Origin of the sequence: Janthinobacterium agaricidamnosum (assembly GCF_003667705.1) — a bacterium.
In the GTDB taxonomy this organism is placed as follows: Bacteria; Pseudomonadota; Gammaproteobacteria; order Burkholderiales; family Burkholderiaceae_D; genus Janthinobacterium.
The window spans coordinates 1503990-1521372 of sequence record NZ_CP033019.1; the positions used below are offsets into that span (position 1 = coordinate 1503990).

General features: G+C 63.0%; 13 protein-coding genes. 7 read left to right on the forward strand and 6 right to left on the reverse strand.

All coding sequences use genetic code 11. The features are described 5' to 3' along the window. The first annotated feature begins 10 nt into the window (after positions 1-10). Both D9M09_RS06915 and D9M09_RS06920 read left to right on the forward strand, forming a co-directional pair. On the forward strand, positions 11-349 hold the full coding sequence (locus tag D9M09_RS06915; protein ID WP_070224916.1) for a hypothetical protein: 339 nt from the start codon (positions 11-13) through the stop codon (positions 347-349). Positions 350-486: 137 nt separating this feature from the next. Beyond that, on the forward strand, positions 487-1641 hold the full coding sequence (locus tag D9M09_RS06920) for a patatin-like phospholipase family protein (RefSeq protein ID WP_070224917.1): 1155 nt from the start codon (positions 487-489) through the stop codon (positions 1639-1641). A gap of 156 nt (positions 1642-1797) precedes the next feature. Here the strand turns inward: D9M09_RS06920 and D9M09_RS06925 are convergent, their stop codons facing one another. The 3 genes from D9M09_RS06925 to D9M09_RS06935 form a co-directional block, all read right to left on the reverse strand. After that, entirely contained in the window at positions 1798-2100 is a 303-nt protein-coding gene (locus D9M09_RS06925) for a hypothetical protein (protein WP_071650302.1), read from the reverse strand. 44 nt (positions 2101-2144) lie between these two features. Beyond that, positions 2145-2297 carry a DUF3309 family protein gene (locus D9M09_RS06930; protein ID WP_010396415.1) on the reverse strand — a complete coding sequence of 51 codons (153 nt, stop codon included), beginning with the start codon at positions 2295-2297 and terminating at the stop codon, positions 2145-2147. Positions 2298-2364: 67 nt separating this feature from the next. Continuing rightward, complete coding sequence (locus tag D9M09_RS06935) at positions 2365-2811, reverse strand: glycine zipper 2TM domain-containing protein (protein ID WP_070224919.1); 447 nt, start codon at positions 2809-2811, stop codon at positions 2365-2367. 270 nt (positions 2812-3081) lie between these two features. Between D9M09_RS06935 and D9M09_RS06940 the strand changes: the two genes are divergently transcribed. From D9M09_RS06940 to D9M09_RS06950, 3 genes are all read left to right on the forward strand, one after another. Beyond that, on the forward strand, positions 3082-3636 hold the full coding sequence (locus D9M09_RS06940; RefSeq protein ID WP_046682431.1) for a hypothetical protein: 555 nt from the start codon (positions 3082-3084) through the stop codon (positions 3634-3636). An 82-nt stretch (positions 3637-3718) separates the two neighbouring features. Beyond that, positions 3719-4030 carry a BON domain-containing protein gene (locus D9M09_RS06945; RefSeq protein WP_070224920.1) on the forward strand — a complete coding sequence of 104 codons (312 nt, stop codon included), beginning with the start codon at positions 3719-3721 and terminating at the stop codon, positions 4028-4030. 72 nt (positions 4031-4102) lie between these two features. Then, a complete protein-coding gene (locus D9M09_RS06950) occupies positions 4103-5299 on the forward strand; it encodes an AI-2E family transporter (RefSeq protein ID WP_409026850.1) in 1197 nt (398 codons plus the stop codon). A gap of 62 nt (positions 5300-5361) precedes the next feature. Here the strand turns inward: D9M09_RS06950 and D9M09_RS06955 are convergent, their stop codons facing one another. Both D9M09_RS06955 and D9M09_RS06960 read right to left on the reverse strand, forming a co-directional pair. After that, the gene (locus D9M09_RS06955) at positions 5362-6309 is read right to left on the reverse strand and encodes a YihY/virulence factor BrkB family protein (RefSeq protein ID WP_070224922.1); all 948 of its coding nucleotides are present in this window, start codon (positions 6307-6309) and stop codon (positions 5362-5364) included. A 72-nt stretch (positions 6310-6381) separates the two neighbouring features. Continuing rightward, complete coding sequence (locus D9M09_RS06960) at positions 6382-7407, reverse strand: OmpA family protein (RefSeq protein ID WP_070224923.1); 1026 nt, start codon at positions 7405-7407, stop codon at positions 6382-6384. 472 nt (positions 7408-7879) lie between these two features. Here D9M09_RS06960 and D9M09_RS06965 point away from each other — a divergent pair, with 472 nt between their 5' ends. Together D9M09_RS06965 and pbpC are read left to right on the forward strand one after the other, a co-directional pair. Next, positions 7880-13636: an alpha-2-macroglobulin family protein gene (locus tag D9M09_RS06965; RefSeq protein WP_240453577.1), complete on the forward strand. Its 5757-nt coding sequence runs from the start codon at positions 7880-7882 to the stop codon at positions 13634-13636. 17 nt (positions 13637-13653) lie between these two features. After that, a complete protein-coding gene (gene pbpC, locus D9M09_RS06970) occupies positions 13654-15750 on the forward strand; it encodes a penicillin-binding protein 1C (protein ID WP_121668910.1) in 2097 nt (698 codons plus the stop codon). Here the strand turns inward: pbpC and D9M09_RS06975 are convergent, their stop codons facing one another. After that, positions 15751-17373, reverse strand: coding sequence for a type VI lipase adapter Tla3 domain-containing protein (locus D9M09_RS06975; protein ID WP_162995603.1), 1623 nt, complete (start codon positions 17371-17373; stop codon positions 15751-15753). Between the last annotated feature and the right edge of the window lie 10 nt (positions 17374-17383).

Here is a 17383-nt window from a genome sequence, read left to right on the forward strand (position 1 = left end):
AGGAGAATTCATGTCGGAAACCGACAAACTGGCGGCGCAAGCCGCCCGCAAGCGCCTGCTGATCGCCCAGGGCGAAATGTATCGCGTGGGCATCGTGCATGCGCGCGCCAATGTGGGCTATGCCCTGCGTCCCGAATCGCTGCTGCAGGGCGTGGTCGAAACGGCGGTCGGCTTTGCCGGCCACCGCGTCGAGTCCTTGCTGGCGCCGGGCGGCATGCGTTTGCAGGGCGCCATGCCCTACGTGCTGACGGCGTTATCGTTTATCGGGCGCAAGAAGCTGGTCAAGCCGGCCCTGGTCCTCGTGGCCGTGGCCGCCGTGGCCGCCAGCTGGCTGCGCCGCAAGCGCTGAACGCCAGCCGTGTTGCACAGGAACGCCGTCATTGACGGCGTTTTTTTTTGCCCGTACCCAACGTCCGGCACGGGCAGGCGCAATCCCTTACAATGATTCACGCCGCATTTTGCGCGGCGCACAGAGGGGCCATCTTGATGACGAATTCAAAGACACCGATCAATCAGTTAAATCCCTCGCGCCTGCGCATCGTGCTGGTGCTGCAGGGCGGCGGCGCACTGGGCGCCTACCAGGCCGGCGTCTACCATGCGCTGCACGAACATGGCCTGGCGCCCGACTGGGTGGTGGGCACCTCGATCGGCGCCATCAATGCCGCCATTTTGGCCGGCAACAAGCACGAGGACAGGCTCGTGCGTTTAAAACAGTTCTGGCAGCGCGTGGCACACCGCGACAGCGTCGACATGAATCTCGTTTCAGACCAGCAGCGCCGCTCGAACATCTGGCTGGCCACGCTCGATACCGTGTTGCGCGGCGTGCCCGGCTTCTTCAAGCCGCGCATTTTCAGCCTGTTCTCCGCAGGAATCGCCGTCAAGCCGGAAGAGGCCAGCTTTTATGACACCAGCGAGCTGGCCAGCACCCTCGAGGAACTGGTCGATTTCGATTACCTGAACCAGCCCGGCGGCATGCGCCTGACGGTCAACGCCCTGCGCGTCAAATGCGGCAGCCTCACCAGTTTCGACAGCCAGCAGCAACCGCTGACGGCGGACCATATCCGCGCCAGCGGCGCCTTGCCGCCCGGCTTTGCCGGCGTGCGCGTCGATGGCGATTTATATTGGGATGGCGGCCTGTACTCGAACACGCCGCTGGAAACCGTGCTCGACGACACGCCCCACGTTGACACCCTGGTCTTCATGGTCGACCTGTGGAGCTCGGAAGGGCCGGAACCGACCACCCTCGATGAGGTGCAGACGCGGCAAAAGGACGTCACCTTCGCCTCGCGCTCGAAACGCCATATCGCCGATTATGTCAATACGCACACCTTGCAGCGCAAATTGCGCGAGCTGTACGCCGGCCTGCCCGACACAAAGCACAACCGCCAGCAGACGGAAGAGCTCGTAGCGCTGGGCTGCGACAGCACCATGCACATCGTGCGCCTGCCGTATGCGGGGCGCGACTGGCACATGGCGGCCAAAGACATCAATTTCTCCAAGGGCTCCATCGAGTGGCGCTGGGAGCAGGGCTACCAGGATGGCTTGCGCGCGATCAAGGCGGCCGGCTGGCTGGCCTTCGTCACGGAAGACACGCCGCTCGTGGTGCACGAACTCCCGCCCTATGAGCGCGATGCGGCTTAGTGACGCCTGTCAAAACCTGCTGCGCGTCGGTATAGGCGGCCTGCGATGCTCACCGTACCTTCCGTACGGTTGCGCTTCTTAGCCACCTCTCCCTCCCGCTCGCGACGGTTTTGTCAGGTGTTGCAATGTTGTTCAGCGTCGCAACAGCACGGCGCATCACTGCGGATGCGCCGCTGCACGCAGTTTTTCCGCGTTCGCCATGTCTTGCCGGTAAGTATCCTGCGCCTCCTTCAGGCAGGTGGCGCGCGTGGCGGATGGCTCCAGGCGGCACGCTTTTTTGGCCTCGGCCAGGGCGGCGGCGATTTCCTTGCGCAAAGTGCGCAGCTGGGCTTGCGCCGTGCTGTCTTCCTGGTACCAGCGTTGCGGGTCGCCCGGCTGCGGCGTGGCCGTCTGCGCCAGTGCCATCGGCGCCAGGCTGCAGGCGAACAGGGTGGCCAAGAGTGTATTGTGGATAGTCATGATATTTCCTCCTTGAAATAAAAAAGGCGCCGTAGCGCCTTTTTTTACAACCTGCCCGTCAGTAATAGCAGGATCAGTATCACTACGACCAGGCCGGCGATGCCGCTGGGGCCGTAACCCCAGTTGCGGCTATGCGGCCAGGTAGGCAGGACGCCGACCAGGGCCAGGATCAAGATGATCAGAATGATGGTGCCCATGGCAACTCCTTGTTATGGTACGACTCATGCGAGATGGCGGATGCCTGCTGACAAGCTCCGCCGAGAATTAATAGCGGTAGACGCGCCCGTCGACGACGCGCACGCGGTTGCCCGGGCGCAAATCATTCGCGTTGTCCTGCACTACAGTACGGTATTCGCCGTTGTCGAGACGCACGCTGATCTGGTAGGCCTGCGCCTGCTGCCTGCGGCCTTCGACCTGGTTGCCCACGACGCCGCCGGCGACGGCGCCCGCCACGGTGGCGGCCGTGCGTCCGCTGCCCGAACCGATGGTATTGCCCAGCAGGGCGCCGGCGATGCCGCCGACCACGGCGCCGGCGCCGCTGGTTTGACCGCCACCCTGCACGATCTGGATGGAGTCGACGGTGCCGTACATGGCGGACTCAGGCTGGTTGGCCGGGTAATATTGTTGCGACTGGGTAGGGCCGGTGGCACAACCGCTCAGTACGGCGGTGGCGGCGAGCATCAGTGCAGCCAAGGTGGCGTTGGTTTTCATTTTATTCTCCTGACGAGGTGAGGGTGTAGAGCCATCTTAGTCATGCCCCTGTCCCCGGTCTGTACGCTGCCGCACGTACTTATTTGCAGTCGAAAAGGGTAGTGCGGGCTGGAGCGATCCGGCAAAAACGTTGTTATTTCTCCATATTGCCCTTCCACTTTCAAAATAAATTACTTGTGTACGGCAGCGTACAGAAGAGCGGCGACTATCCACGTAAAACGGTAGTCATGCCAAGCAGACATGCTTGCTACCACCAGGGAGAAATACAACATGAACAAGAATAAGCTTTTCACCGCCATCGTCGTCAGCCTGGCATGCGCCGCATGGGGCGGTCAGGCAGTGGCGGCCACGCCGGAAGCAAAAGCAGCTTACAAGGCGGCCAATGAACAGGCTGGCCTGAATTACAAACTGGCGCATGCCGAGTGCGAAAAAATCACGGGCAACCCCAAGGATGTCTGCATCGCCGAAGCGAAGGCCGTGCGCACCTACGATGAAGCCGTGGCCCAGGCGCAATACACGAATACGCTGCGTGCCTACACGAAGGCGCGCATCAAGATTGCCGATGCCAATTACGATGTCGATCTGGCCCGCTGCAATGCGCTGACGGGCAACGACAAGGATGTCTGCGTCAAGCTGGCCAAGTCCACCAAAGTGGCGGCCCTGGCCGACGCCAAGGCGGACAAGAAAGTCATCGAAGCGCGCAGCGATGCGCGTGAAGCAAAAAGAAAAGCCGAGTACAAGGTCGCGACAGAAAAATGCGATGCATTGGCCGGCGCAGCCAAGGATGACTGTATCAAGGCTGCAAAAACCCAGTTTGGCTACTGAGCTCCCTCCGGCGCGCAGTCACCACACTGGTATAAGAAGCTCATTGTGAGCACATTGATTGACCACTCCTAAGGAAAAAACCATGAAATTTACTAAATCTATCGCTACTGGCCTTTTCGTCGCTTCCCTGTTCGCCGTTGCAGGCTGCGCTTCGACCCCAACCAAGGAAGGCACGGGCGAATACCTCGACGACGCCGCGATCACCACCAAAGTGAAAGCCAGCATCTTCAATGAGCCTACCCTGAAATCGACGGAAATCAACGTTGAAACCTTCAAGGGCGTGGTTCAGCTGAGCGGCTTCGTTGCCCAGCCAGCCGATGCCGCCAAAGCGGGCGAAGTCGCCCGTGGCGTCAAGGGCGTGAAGTCGGTGAAAAACGACATCCGCGTCAAGTAATGGCCTGACCTGCCGCAGCGGCCAGCCTCACGGCTGGCCCTGTGGCCTTCCACCGACCGTCGCGGGAATCGCATGCATACCCAGCCTTCAGATACCCCGCCCGATCCGGTGGCGGCTGCCTCCACCGAGCCTGCCGGGCCTCCTCCCGGCGCGCCCGTGGAGCAGCCAGACTCAACCTTGCGCTTGCCGCTGCATGTCAATGCGCGTGGCATGGCCTTGGGCATCATCGCCACCGTCAGCTTTATTTATGCGCTGCAGTGGGCACAGAAATTCCTCATTCCCGTCATCTTCGGCATTTTCATTGCCTACACCCTCAATCCCGTTGTCGCCTGGCTGGAAAAGCTGCGCCTGCCGCGCGCCATCGGCGCCACGGCCGTCACGGCCCTGATCCTGTTCGGCTCCATCGTCGTGGTCGAGCGCGTGCAGGGCGAATTCGAATCCATCGTTGAAGAGTTGCCGGCCGCCACGCATAAACTGTCGCGGCTGATCGCCGCCAATACGGGCGGCAAGAACAGCACCTTCCAGAAGATGCAGGCCGTGGCCAATGAAATCGAGCAAGTGGCCGCCGGCGCCGAAGCGCGCCGCAACAACCGCCGCGCCGCCGCGGCCGAGGCGCCCAACTTCAAGATCATGGACTGGGTCTGGGCCGGTTCGCTGGGCCTGGTGGGCTTCCTCAGCCAGGCCACCATGGTCATCTTCCTCGTATTCTTCCTGCTGCTGTCGGGCGACACCTTCAAGCGCAAGCTCGTCAAGCTGACGGGACCGTCGCTGAGCCGCAAGAAGGTCACCGTGCACATCCTGGAAGACATCAACACTTCAATCCAGAACTATATGTTCATGCTGCTCGTCACGAATGTCTTGCTGGCCGTCCTGATGTGGATCGCCCTGCGCGTGATCGGGCTGGAAAACGCGGGCGCCTGGGCCATCGTGGCCGGCTTGCTGCACATCATGCCGTATTTCGGCCCCTTGCTCATCACCATCGCCACGGGCCTGGTCGCCTTCCTGCAGTTCGAATCGCTGGAAATGGTCTTGCTGGTGACGGGCACGTCGATGGCCATCGCCACCCTGGTGGGCACCTTTGTCACCACCTGGATGACGGGGCGTATCGCGCGCATGAATCCCACTGCCGTGTTCGTCAGCCTGCTGTTCTGGGGCTGGCTGTGGGGCGTCTGGGGATTGCTGCTGGGCGTGCCCATCATCGTCATGGTGAAGGTCGTGGCCGAGCGCGTGCAAGGCATGGAAGTGGTGGCGGAACTGCTGGGCGAATAGCTTGCGGCAAGGCCAAGAACAACGGCGCCCGCGGGCGCCGTTGCTGCATCCGGAGCGACACCTTACGACTGGTGGCGTTTCAGTATCTTCACTTGCACGTCGCCGTCTTCCGTCTTCGGCATATCCTTCATGCTGCCCAGCTGCAGGGCGAACTGGCGCGTAAACTCGGCGCCCAGGAAGAAGATTTGCGCCGAGTAATACACCCACAGCAGCAGGGCGACCAGCGAACCGGCGGCGCCATAGCTGCTGGCCACGCCGCTATTGCCGATATACACACCAATCGCATATTTCCCCAGTGAAAACATGAAAGCCGTGCCGATGGCGCCGATCAGCACGTCGCGCCAGGACAGGCGCACGCGCGGCAGCATTTTATAGATGACGGCAAACAGGCTGGCGATGACGGCAAAGCCGATCAGGTTCGACAGGATGGTAAACAGCACGGCAGTGTCTTTCCACACGCCTTCCCAAAAGTTGGCGAGGATGGCCATGGCGGCGTTGACCACCAGCGACACCATCAGCAGGAAGGCCAGCACCAGTACCAGGCCAAACGACAGCAAGCGCGTGCGCACCATGTCCCAGGCGCCCGCTTCCTTCAAGGGTGGCACTTGCCAGATTTCATCAAGGCTGGCTTTCAGTTCGGCAAATACGCTGGTGGCGCCAAACAGCAGCAGGGCGCTGGCGATGAGGGTGGCGATGCGGCCCTGTTCATGGTTTTTCGCGCCGGCCAGCACGAGCTGGATGGCTTCGGCGCCCTGCGTGCCCAGCAAGCCCTGCAGTTGCCCCATCAGCTCGCCGCGCGCGGCGGCCGGACCATAGAAAAAGCCGGCGATGGCGATCACCAGTACGAGGATGGGGGCGATGGAAAACAGGGTGTAATAGGCGAGGGCGGCGCCCTTGCTCGAGGCGCGGTGTTCCAGCCATTCGGTGACGGAGCAGTAGACGACGCTGCGCATCTGCTTGCTTAACGGCGCGAGACCGGCCAGTCTGGGATAGCGGGTAAAGAAATTCATGATGGCTTTCAATGCAAAAAAGGGGCGCGAGCCCCTTTTTTTTAATTCACAAGTGGCGTACCACTGTCGAGCTTACTGCACGCGGCGTTCGATGGTGATTTGTTCCACTTCAACGCGGCGGTTAGGTTCCAGGCACTTGATCAGGTCGGCACGTTTCTTGTTGTTGCACTCCACGACCGGATTGGTCGAACCCTTGCCTTCAGCCGTCAGGCGGTTGGCGGCGACACCGTGCGCGACCAGGTATTCCTTGACTGCGTCAGCGCGCTGCTGCGACAGTTTCAGGTTGTACTTGGGCGAACCGATACGGTCGGCATAACCACTGATGACGACGTTGTTGACGTCCGGCGCTGCGTTCAGCACGCGTGCGATTTCGTCGAGCTTGGTTTGCGTCGGGCCCAGCTTGGCGCTGTCGAACGCGAACAGTTCCGTTGCCGACATCGTCACTTTTTCAAAGCGTGGCGGCGGTGGCGGTGGTGGTGGCGGCACGACCACGACGACTTCTTCACGTACTGGCGGCGGTGGCGGTGGTGGCGGCGGTGCAGGCGGTTTGTCGAACGCGTAGTTCAAGCCCACGGTGACGTAGTAGTTGTTGGACTTGCTGCTCGGGTCGAACGTATTGCCGCGCAGGAAACCGTGCACATTGCGCACGTCAGCCTGCAGGGACAGCTGCTCCGTAATGCTGGACTGGAAACCCAGGCCCACGCTCGCGTATGGCGAGCTCTTTGTGCGTTCACCGAAGGCGAAGCTGGTGTCCTTGTCGCGCTGCATGCCGGCACCGACCAGCAGGAAAGGACGGAAGGCTTTGCGCGAGAACATGTACAAGCCGTCTACGCCCAGCGTATTTTGCTGGTAGCGCTGACCGCCATCCTTGGAACGGGCATACGTGGTGCCCAGCTGGATATCCCAGTCCTGGGAAACAGGCTTACCGAAACGCAAGCCTGCGCCATAACCGGTTTTATCCGTGGCGAAGTCGGAATCTGGCTTGAGTGCGTTGATGCTAGGTTGAATATACCAGGAGGGATTGATTTCCTGGGCCTGTGCGCCGAGGGCGGAGCACAGGACTGCGGCGGCAACGGCGATTTTTTTTAGATTATTCACAAGTAACTCCCAACGTTGATAAGAGATTTTCTCTACGGCATCAAAGACACATCTTGCTACACGTGCTATTGCTAGATATAGACCACACTTCCAGGTGCGCATTCTTGTGATAAATGCACTGCTGTTGGACTAGAGAATACGATTGCAGGTTCAGGTGGTCGGTGCGCTGGCGCACAAAGCATTGCGGTATATCAATAGTGTTGCAGATTCACGACAAAGATTTTGGTGTTGAAAAAAACTAATTTTATTGGTGAAACTTTTACAAGCACGGTCATTGCCTGGCACCGCGGCGACAGGCAATCGTACGACTTGTCACCTGCATGCCACTGTATATTAGCAACAATGATGAGCTTGATAACTAATAATACATTGATGTTGTATTCCGGCCGCGTTCTGTTGTTTTTCTGGGCTTCCGCCAGGCAACTTTTGCGCGCCTCAGCCAGCTCCGCCACTTTTTCTCAAGGAGTCATCCGTGCCTGACCTGTCCCGTGTTCTTACTTCCCCGCTGTCCGGCAAGCTGGGCCCGCTGTGCCTGCTGCTGTCGCTGGGCCTGGCGGCGCCAGCCTGGGCCGATAGCGGCGTGTCCCTGTTTTCACCGAGCGGCACGGTCAAGGCCGTGCGCCAGGTGCGGGCCCAGTTCGCCACGCCGATGGTGCCGTTCGGCGACATGGGCTTGCCCGCGCCGTTCGCCATCGATTGCGGCAAGGCCGAGCCGGCCGTCGTGGCGGGCGCGGGTCGCTGGGCCGACGAACGCAACTGGAACTTCGATTTCGAGCGCGACTTGCCGGCCGGCGTGGCCTGCAGCTTTACCTTGAAGCCGGGACTCAAGGACCTGGCGGGCCAGACCCTGCAGGGAAGCACGTCCTACCGTTTTTCCACGGGCGGGCCAGCCATCGTCGAGGCCGTACCGTATGACGGTCAGCCCTACATCGATGAAAACCAGATCTTCGTGCTGGGCCTGGATGCCGCACCGAACGAGGCCAGCGTGGCCGCCAACGCGTATTGCCGCGCCGATGGCATCAATGAAAAGATTCCCGTGCGGCGGCTTGTAGGCAAGGAGCTGGAGCAGGTATTGACTTTGCGCAAGAGCTTTCTCGACCGCTACCTGACCGTGTACTTCAAGAAGCGGGGCGTCGTGTGGAAAGCGGGTATGCCCGTTGCGAGCAAGGGCGCGCCGCCTTTGCCTGTCACCGTGCTGCAATGCAAGCGCAGCTTCCCCGCCAATGCCAAGGTGTCGCTGGTGTGGGGCGAGGGCATCGCCAGCGCCGGCGGCATCGCCACGGACAAGGCGCAAACCCTGCAGTTCAAGACGCGTCCCGACTTCACGGCCAAGTTCAGCTGCGAGCGCAGCAATCCGAAGGAGCAATGCATTCCCTTCCTGCCCATGCGCGTGCAGTTTTCCGCGCCCGTGAGCGCGGCGCAGGTGCGCGCCATGACCCTGAACGGCGGCGGCAAGACCTATGCGCCGACGATTTCAAAAGAGGAAGAAAAGGCGGAATTCCTGTATGGCGCCACCTTCAATGGTCCATTTCCCGTGCAGGCCAGTTTTGTGCTGAACTTGCCGCCGAAACTGACGGATGATGCGGGCCGCGCCTTGCTCAACCGCGCGCGCTTCCCCATGACGGTGCGCACGGGCGAACAGCCGCCGCTGCTCAAATTCCCGGCCCCGTTCGGCATCATCGAAGCGAAGGGCGACGGCTTGCTGCCCGTCACCGTGCGCAATATCGAGCCTGTGCTGTCGGGCAAGGAAGTCGCGCAAGCCTCGGCTGCTGCCACGGGCGCCAGCTTGCGCGTGCCCGACAATGACGACAAGTTCATCATCGAGTGGATGCAGCGCCTGGCCGGCAATGGCGACGGGGGCGAATACTGGCAGCCTTACGCCCAGTATGCGGGCAACATGAGCAAATCCGTGCTGGCGGGCGCTGCCGGCACGCGCCCCATCAGCCTGCCGCGTCCCGATGGCCGGAAAACCTTTGAAGTGATCGGCATCCCATTGCAGAAGCCGGGCTTTTATGTGGTCGAGCTGGCCAGCCCCATCCTCGGCAAGGCGTTGCTGGGCAAACCGACGACCGCGTATATCCGCACGGCCGCGCTGGTGACGAACCTGGCCGCCCACTTCAAGCATGGCGCGCAATCGTCGCTCGTGTGGGTGACGTCGCTGGACAAGGGCGTGCCTGTTGCGAAAGCGCAAGTGGCCGTGCGCGACTGCGCCGGCAAGCTGCTGTGGCAAGGCGCCACGGGCGCGGACGGCGTGGCGCACATTCCCGGCGAGCTGGCCAATTCCAGCTGCAAGAACAATGGCCGCTACTTTATCAGTGCGCGCAGCGGCGGCGACATGACGTTCACCCTGTCGGACTGGGTGGGCGGCATCGAAGCCTGGCGTTTCAACTTGCCCACGGATGACACGCGCGCCGACAACACCTTGCTGGCCACGGTATTCGACCGCACCTTGCTGCGCGCCGGCGAAACCGTGCACATGAAGCACTTTATTCGCAAGCACACGGCCGAAGGCATGAGCCTGGTCGACAAGAACAACGGTCCCGGCAGCGCCACCTCCGTCGTCATCACGCACCAGGGCAGCGACCAGAACTATCAATTACCGCTGCGCTGGTCCGCCGGCGGCACGGCGGAAAGCGACTGGCTCATCCCCGCCGACGCCAAGCAGGGCGAATACAGCGTGACGATGGCGGGCCGCCCGTCCGGCAGTTTCCGCGTGGAAGCGTTTCGCGTACCGACCATGAAAGCCGTGCTGCAGGGACCGAAGGCCCCCGCCGTGCAGGCAAAGCAGCTGGCCCTCGATGCGCAAATCACGTATCTGGCCGGCGGCGCCGCCACCAACGCGCCCGTCAAGCTGCGCACGGTACTGCAAGACAAGAGCGTGACGTTTGCCGACTATCCCGATTTCAGCTTCAGCAACGGCGACGTGAAGGAAGGCCTGGTGAAACAGGGCACGGGCTACGACGACGATGAGGGCGAGTGGCAGGACGAGGGCAATGGCGGGCGTGCCGGCCCCGGCGCGACGGCTGCGCGCACGCAAAGCTTGACTCTGGACAAGGCGGGCGGCGCGCGCATCGTCATCGACCAGTTGCCGCAGCTGTCCGTGCCGCGCGACCTGGTGGCGGAAATGGCGTTCCAGGATGCGAATGGCGAGACGGCATCCGTCGCCACGCGCGTGCCGCTGTGGCCGTCGAACTACGTGATCGGCATCAAGCCCGACGCCTGGGCCTTGAGCAAGGATGCCTTCAAGTTCACGGTGGCCGTGCTCGGTACCTATGGCAAGCCCGTGGCGAATGCCCCCGTGGCCGTCGACTTCTTCCAGCGCAACAGCTATTCGCACCGCCGGCGGCTGATCGGCGGCTTCTATGCGTATGAAAACAGCAGCGAAGTGGTCAAGCTTGGCCAAGCGTGCTCGGGCAAGACGGACAACAAGGGCCTCTTGACTTGCGACGTGAAGGCGCCCGCCAGCGGCAATCTGGTGTTGCGCGCCCGCACGCAGGACAGTGCCGGCAATGCGGCCGTCGCCAACCGCGAAACGTGGGTGGCCGGCAGCGGCGACTGGTGGTTCAATGCCAGCGACAACGACCGCATCGACGTCTTGCCGGAAAAGAAACGCTATGAGCCGGGCCAGGAAGCGAGCTTGCAGGTGCGCATGCCGTTCCGTTCGGGCACGGCGCTGATCACGGTCGAGCGCGAAGGCATCCTCGACACCTATGTGCGCCAGTTGAACGGCCGGGAACCTGTGGTGAACATCCCGGTCAAACCGAATTACGCACCGAATGTGTATGTGTCCGTGTTTGTCGTGCGGGGCCGGGTCGATGGCGTGCAGCCGACGGCCCTGGTCGACTTGGGCAAGCCGGCCTACAAGATGGGCATCGCGCCGCTGAACGTGGGCTGGCAGGCGCACGAGCTGAACGTCATGGTCGTGTCCGACAAGGAAGTATATAAAACGCGCGACAAGGCGGAAGTGTCCGTGCGCGTGCGCCGCGCCGACGGAAAACCGCTGCCGGCCGGCGCCGAAGTGGCGCTGGCGGCCGTCGACACGGGCTTGCTGGAGCTGATGCCCAACGATAGCTGGAAGTTGCTCGATACCATGATGGCGCAGCGCAGCTTGCAGGTGGAAACGGCGACGGCGCAGATGCAGGTGATCGGCAAGCGCCACTTCGGCCGCAAGGCGTTTCCGGCCGGCGGGGGCGGCGGCAAGGGCGCCAGCCGCGAGCTGTTCGACACCCTGCTGTTCTGGAAAGGCACCGTCAAGCTCGACGCCAAGGGCGAAGCGACGGTGCAGGTGCCGCTCAACGATTCCCTGACGGGCTTCCGCATCGTTGCGATTGCCAGTGCCGGCAAGGAATTGTTCGGCACGGGCAGCACGGATATCCGCAGCTCGCAAGACTTGATCTTGATGTCGGGCTTGCCGTCCCTCGTTCGCGAAGGCGATCAGTTGCGCGCGGGCTTTACGGTGCGCAACACCTCGGCCGCATCCTTGAACGTGGACCTCAATGCCATGGCGGCTGGCAAGTCCTTGCCGCGCCAGAGTTTGACGTTGGCGGCGGGCGAAGCGCGCGAGACGGGCTGGGATTACCAGGTGCCGCTCGGTGCGCAAACGGTCGTTTGGGAGATCAGCGCCAAGGCGGGTAGCGGGCTTGGCAACACCTCCGATAAACTGAAAATCACGCAAAAAGTCGGCCAGGCCACGCCCGTGCGCACGTACCAGGCCACCTTGATGCAGATCGACAAGCCCGTCAATATGTCCGTGCAAATGCCGGCCGGCGCCTTGCCGGGCCGGGGCGGCATCCAGACCAGCTTTGTCGCCAAGCTGGGCGGCGAGCTGCCCGGCGTGCGCGAGTACATGGCCGCCTACCCGTACACCTGCTTCGAGCAAAACACGTCGAAGGCCATCGCCCTGCAAGACCAGGACGCGTGGAACCGGCTGGCCGCCAGCCTGCCCGCCTACCTCGATGGCGACGGCTTGCTGAAATACTTTCCCATCATGGAGCAGGGCAGCGACAGCCTGACGGCCTACGTGCTGTCGGCCACCAGGGAAGCGGGCTATGCGATTCCTGAACAGACGAAAAACCGCATGGAAGCAGCGTTGACGGCCTTCGTGCAGGGCAAGATCGTGCGCCGCTCCGCGCTGGCCACGACCGACCTGGCCGTGCGCAAGCTGGCCGCGCTGGAAGCGCTGTCTCGTTCGAACAAGGTGCCGCCCGATGCGCTCGAGAGCATCAGCATCAGCCCGAACCTGTGGCCGACCTCCGCCGTCATCGACTGGAGCTTGTTGCTGCAACGCACGCCTGGCCTGGCGCGCCGCGATGCGCTGCTGGCCGAGGCGCAGCAGATCTTGCGTTCGCGCCTGAATTTCCAGGGCACCACCATGGGCTTTTCCACCGAGCGCAAGGATAACTGGTGGTGGCTGATGGTGTCCGGCGACGTCAACGCCAACCGTTTATTACTGGCCGTGATAGACGACCCGGCGTGGAAGGACGACATCGGCCGCCTGGTGCGCGGCAGCATGGGGCGCCAGAAGAAGGGCCGCTGGGATACGACGGTGGCCAATGCCTGGGGCACCCTGGCCATCGCCAAATTCTCGGCCAAATTCGAGTCGACACAAGTGACGGGCGCCAGTGCCGTCAAACTGGGCGGCGATACGCAAGCGCTCGTGTGGAATGGCGCGGCGAAAGTCGGCCCCGTGCTGCAGGCGTGGCCGACGGGCACGGATACCCTGGGCCTGGCACACAGCGGCACGGGCAAGCCGTGGGCCACCGTGCAAAGTCTGGCGGCCATTCCGCTCAAGGCGCCCGTGTCCAGCGGCTACACGATCAAGAAAACCGTAACGCCGGTGGAACAGAAAACCACCGGCCAATGGTCGCGCGGCGACGTCTACCGCGTGCGCCTGGAGTTGTCGGCGCAGGCGGACATGAGCTGGGTAGTGGTCGACGACCCGATACCGGCCAGCGCCACGGTGCTGGGCAATGGACTGGGGCGCGACTCGCAGCTGCTGACGGCCGGCGAAAAATCCACGGGCTGGGTCTGGCCCACGTTCGAGGAACGGGCGTTTGACGCTTTCCGCGCCTATTACGCCTTCGTGCCGAAAGGTAACTGGAGCGTGGAATACACGGTGCGCCTGAACAATGCCGGGGATTTCAGCCTGCCGGCCACGCGCATCGAAGCCATGTATTCGCCCGAGATGTTTGGCGAAGCGCCGAACGCGAATGTGAAGGTGGGGCAGTGAAAGGGTTAGTTTTACTGATGGGCGGCCTGCTGTCCGGCCCGGTCTTCGCCGAGGCGGTCCTGACGCCGGCCCAGGTGCAGGCCGCCTACCGCAGTTCGGAAGCGCAGTTGCTGGACCGCAGCGGCGCACCGTTGCAATCGTTGCGCGTGGACATGAAGGTACGGCGCCTGCCGTGGGTGCCGCTGGCCGATATTTCTCCCGCCGTGCAGCAGGCCGTGCTGCTGGCGGAAGACCAGCGCTTCATGCGCCATGGCGGCGTGGATGTGTCCGCGCTGGCCACGGCCGCCTGGGACAATCTGTTTTCGAAAAAGCCACGCGGCGCTTCCACCATCACCATGCAGCTGGCGGGCCAGCTCGATGCGGACTTGCAGGCGCAAGCGGGCGGCCGCAGCCTGCGCCAGAAATGGGACCAGATGCGCGCCGCCAAGGCGATCGAAGACAGCTGGAGCAAGGCGCAGATTTTCGAAGCGTACCTGAACCTCGTGTCGTTCCGCGGCGAACTGCAGGGTATCGCCTCCGCCTCGTACAGCTTGTTCGGCAAGGCGCCGTCGGGCCTGAACCAGACGGACGGCATCATCCTGGCCAGCCTGGTGCGGGCGCCGAATGCGCCGCCGGCCACCGTCACGCGGCGCGCCTGCGCGCTGGCAAAGGAATGGCGCATGGACAGCAGCTGCCAGCTGATCGGCCAGCGCGTGCAGACGGCCTTGCAGCGCAATGCGCTGTATGCGGAGCTGGCGCCGGCGCCGCAAGTGGCGCAGCAACTGCTGAAGCAGCCGGGCGCCCAGGTCGCCAGCACGCTCGATGGTCCCTTGCAACGCTTCGCACAGGAAAACCTGCGCCAGCAGCTGGGATCTTTGCGCGAGCGCAATGTCAACGACGGCGCCATCATCGTGCTCGATAACCGCAGCGGCGAGATCCTCGCCTATGTCGGCAATGCGGGCGGCAGCCACGTCGATGGCGTGACGGCCCTGCGCCAGGCCGGTTCCACCTTGAAACCGTTTTTATATGAACTGGCCATCGAGCGCCGTCTGATGACGGCCGCCTCCGTCATGGACGACTCGCCGCTGGACGTCGCCACGGCGTCGGGCATGTATGCGCCGCAAAACTACGACCGCAATTTCAAGGGCTACGTCAGCGCCCGCACCAGCCTGGCCAGTTCCCTGAACATTCCCGCCGTGCGCACGGTGCTGCTGACGGGACAGGACGGCTTTTACAACCGCCTCAAGGACGTGGGCCTGTCCAGCCTGACGGAACCGGCAGAATACTACGGCCCCTCGCTGGCGCTGGGTTCGTCGGAAGTGACCCTGCTGGAACTGGCCAACGCCTACCGCGCGCTGGCCAATGGCGGCCTGTACAGCACGGCCAGCCTGCAGCCGGGGCAGGCTGGCAAGGACCGGCGCCGCGTGATGGAGCCGGGCGCCGCCTTCATCGTCGGCGATATCCTGGCCGACCGCGCCGCGCGCAGCATGACCTTTGGCTTGCGCAACGAGCTGGGGACGAATTTCTGGAGCGCCGTCAAGACAGGCACGAGCAAGGATATGCGCGACAACTGGTGCATGGGTTACTCGGAGCGTTACACGGTGGGCGTCTGGGTGGGCAACTTCGACGGCAAGCCCATGTGGGACGTGTCGGGCGTGACGGGCGCCGCGCCCGTGTGGCGCGACGTCATGGATTATCTGCACAAGAACGTGCCCAGCCATGCACCGAAAGCGCCGCCCGGCGTGCTGCAGCAAATGGTGGCGTACCAACCCGCACTGGAAGCGCCGCGCCGCGAATGGTTTATCTCCGGCACGGAAAGCCCCGTCATCGCCGTGCTGGGCGACACCGTGAAGCCGCCCGCCATCGTGTATCCGGCCGAGGACAGCATCCTCGCCATCGACCCCGACATCCCGCCCGCCCTGCAGCGCGTGTTCTTCCAGGCGCAAGGCAGCCACGGCTTGCGCTGGGTGCTCGACGGCAAAGATATGGGCGGTGCAGCCGAGAGCATCAGCTGGCGCCCCGTACCGGGCAAGCACGCGCTGGCCCTCGTCGATGACGCCGGCAAGACGGTGGCGCGGGTGGCGTTCCAGGTGCGGGGGAATGCCTTGGCGCAGCTTGCCGCACAGGAAAAATAATCAGTTCGATGGATAATTCGCCGGGTCGATGGCCGGCGTGACGTAGTGCCGCAGCACATCGCCGCCGTGCGGGTGTTTTTGCGTGCGGCGCTTTTCGTCCGATGGCGGGCTGACCAGCACGATGGTCGCCTCGTCCGGATTGCGCAAATTCACCACGGCGCTGACGCCGCCATCGCGGTAGCTGCCCATCACGGCTATGGCCATCTGTACGAACAGGGTGGCCGCGCCCGTGTTGCCCAGCCGCCGGTCCGTGTCTATCCATTGCGCCGTGTTGCCGCTGTCGAGTTCCGTGCCGCCATCTTCCGCATGTTTCAGCAAGGTCTTGTGCAGCGCCACCAGCTGCGCCTGATTGCCGCCCGTGGCGGCGACGAGGCGTGCCGGTGCGGCGGGACGTTCGGTTTCCGGCAAGCTGTGCAAGGCTTGCCGCCAGCCCGCCTGCAGGGCGCGTTCGCGCTGGTCGCGCCGCGTCAGCGGCTTGCCGTGTTCATCCGTCAACCTGATAAAAGTGGGCCGGTGGAGGAAGCCGAAGGTGGGCAGGCGGTCCAGCTGCGCCAGCTGTTCCTTGTTGAACGGCAGGGGAAACCAGGGCGTGGGCTGCCACTCTTTCGGCGGGTGATAAGTCTTGTGCTGGAGCCTGTCGAGCATGCTGAAGCTGCCCGTGCCGCGGATGTCGGGGCGCCGGGCGAATTGCGCGGCGACGGGCAGCCATTCGGCGATGCTGGGCTGGCGCCGGGTGATGGCTGTGGGATCAGTTTCCAGGCGTGCCTGTGGCACGGTTCCCATCAAATCATAGTAGGCCAAATACAAGCGCCGCGCCACGCCGTAGGTATTCAAATCGTCGACGCTGTCCTCTGGCGGCGCATCGTCATACGCAAACTTGCGTACGGCATCGATGCGTTCGCGCCGGGCCAGCACGAACAGGGCGGAGGCGTCGGGCATTTCGGGGATGTAGCGGCCGTCTCTTGTGAGCGGTGGCGAGTTGTCCGGGCTGTACAGATCGCGCGTGGGCATGCTGTCTTCCGAATTGAGCACGATGTAGGGCACGTCGGGATGGGCATCGAAAAATGCAAATACATCTTCCAGGATGCGGTCCGGATGTTCACTGAGGCGGCGCGGACCACTGGCGAACAGATGCCAGTGCAGGCCGGATGACGCAGCGCCACCGGCCAGACCTATGGCCGGCGAGTCGGGGCTGTCCAGCATGTGCGAATTAAAGATCGGCGGTTCGGCATTGAAAACGGGCACGCCAAAATACATGGGAATGTCCCTTGCCCCATTTTCCAGCGTGTCACCGCCGCGGCCACCTGCTATCCCAGCTCTCTGCATGGCATCCCAGGTGTATTTTTCCTTGTCCAGTTCACGGATGCTGGCATAGGCATTTCCCTGCTGCAGCACTTCCCACAGCTTGCCTTGGCGATACTTGTCCAGAGTGACGCCGAGACCGATGACTTCCAGCACATATTCCCGCTTGTCCTGTTCGCTGGGCGCCGCCTGTTGCACTTGCGGCTGTGCGACGGCCACAGGCTTGGACGAATGCAGCCAGCGAGAACCGAGCAATGTAGCCGCGACGATGGGCGGGATCAGCAACAGCCATTGCAGGTGGCGCCATATTTTGCTGCTCATCGTGGACTCC

What these genes read in the sequence shown, in the direction of transcription:
- D9M09_RS06915 (WP_070224916.1), top strand. Translation starts at nt 11, where the DNA reads ATGTCGGAAACCGACAAACTGGCGGCGCAAGCCGCCCGCAAGCGCCTG.
- D9M09_RS06920 (WP_070224917.1), top strand. Translation starts at nt 487, where the DNA reads ATGACGAATTCAAAGACACCGATCAATCAGTTAAATCCCTCGCGCCTG.
- D9M09_RS06925 (WP_071650302.1), bottom strand. Translation starts at nt 2,100, where the DNA reads ATGACTATCCACAATACACTCTTGGCCACCCTGTTCGCCTGCAGCCTG.
- D9M09_RS06930 (WP_010396415.1), bottom strand. Translation starts at nt 2,297, where the DNA reads ATGGGCACCATCATTCTGATCATCTTGATCCTGGCCCTGGTCGGCGTC.
- D9M09_RS06935 (WP_070224919.1), bottom strand. Translation starts at nt 2,811, where the DNA reads ATGAAAACCAACGCCACCTTGGCTGCACTGATGCTCGCCGCCACCGCC.
- D9M09_RS06940 (WP_046682431.1), top strand. Translation starts at nt 3,082, where the DNA reads ATGAACAAGAATAAGCTTTTCACCGCCATCGTCGTCAGCCTGGCATGC.
- D9M09_RS06945 (WP_070224920.1), top strand. Translation starts at nt 3,719, where the DNA reads ATGAAATTTACTAAATCTATCGCTACTGGCCTTTTCGTCGCTTCCCTG.
- D9M09_RS06950 (WP_409026850.1), top strand. Translation starts at nt 4,103, where the DNA reads ATGCATACCCAGCCTTCAGATACCCCGCCCGATCCGGTGGCGGCTGCC.
- D9M09_RS06955 (WP_070224922.1), bottom strand. Translation starts at nt 6,309, where the DNA reads ATGAATTTCTTTACCCGCTATCCCAGACTGGCCGGTCTCGCGCCGTTA.
- pbpC (WP_121668910.1), top strand. Translation starts at nt 13,654, where the DNA reads ATGGGCGGCCTGCTGTCCGGCCCGGTCTTCGCCGAGGCGGTCCTGACG.
- D9M09_RS06975 (WP_162995603.1), bottom strand. Translation starts at nt 17,373, where the DNA reads ATGAGCAGCAAAATATGGCGCCACCTGCAATGGCTGTTGCTGATCCCG.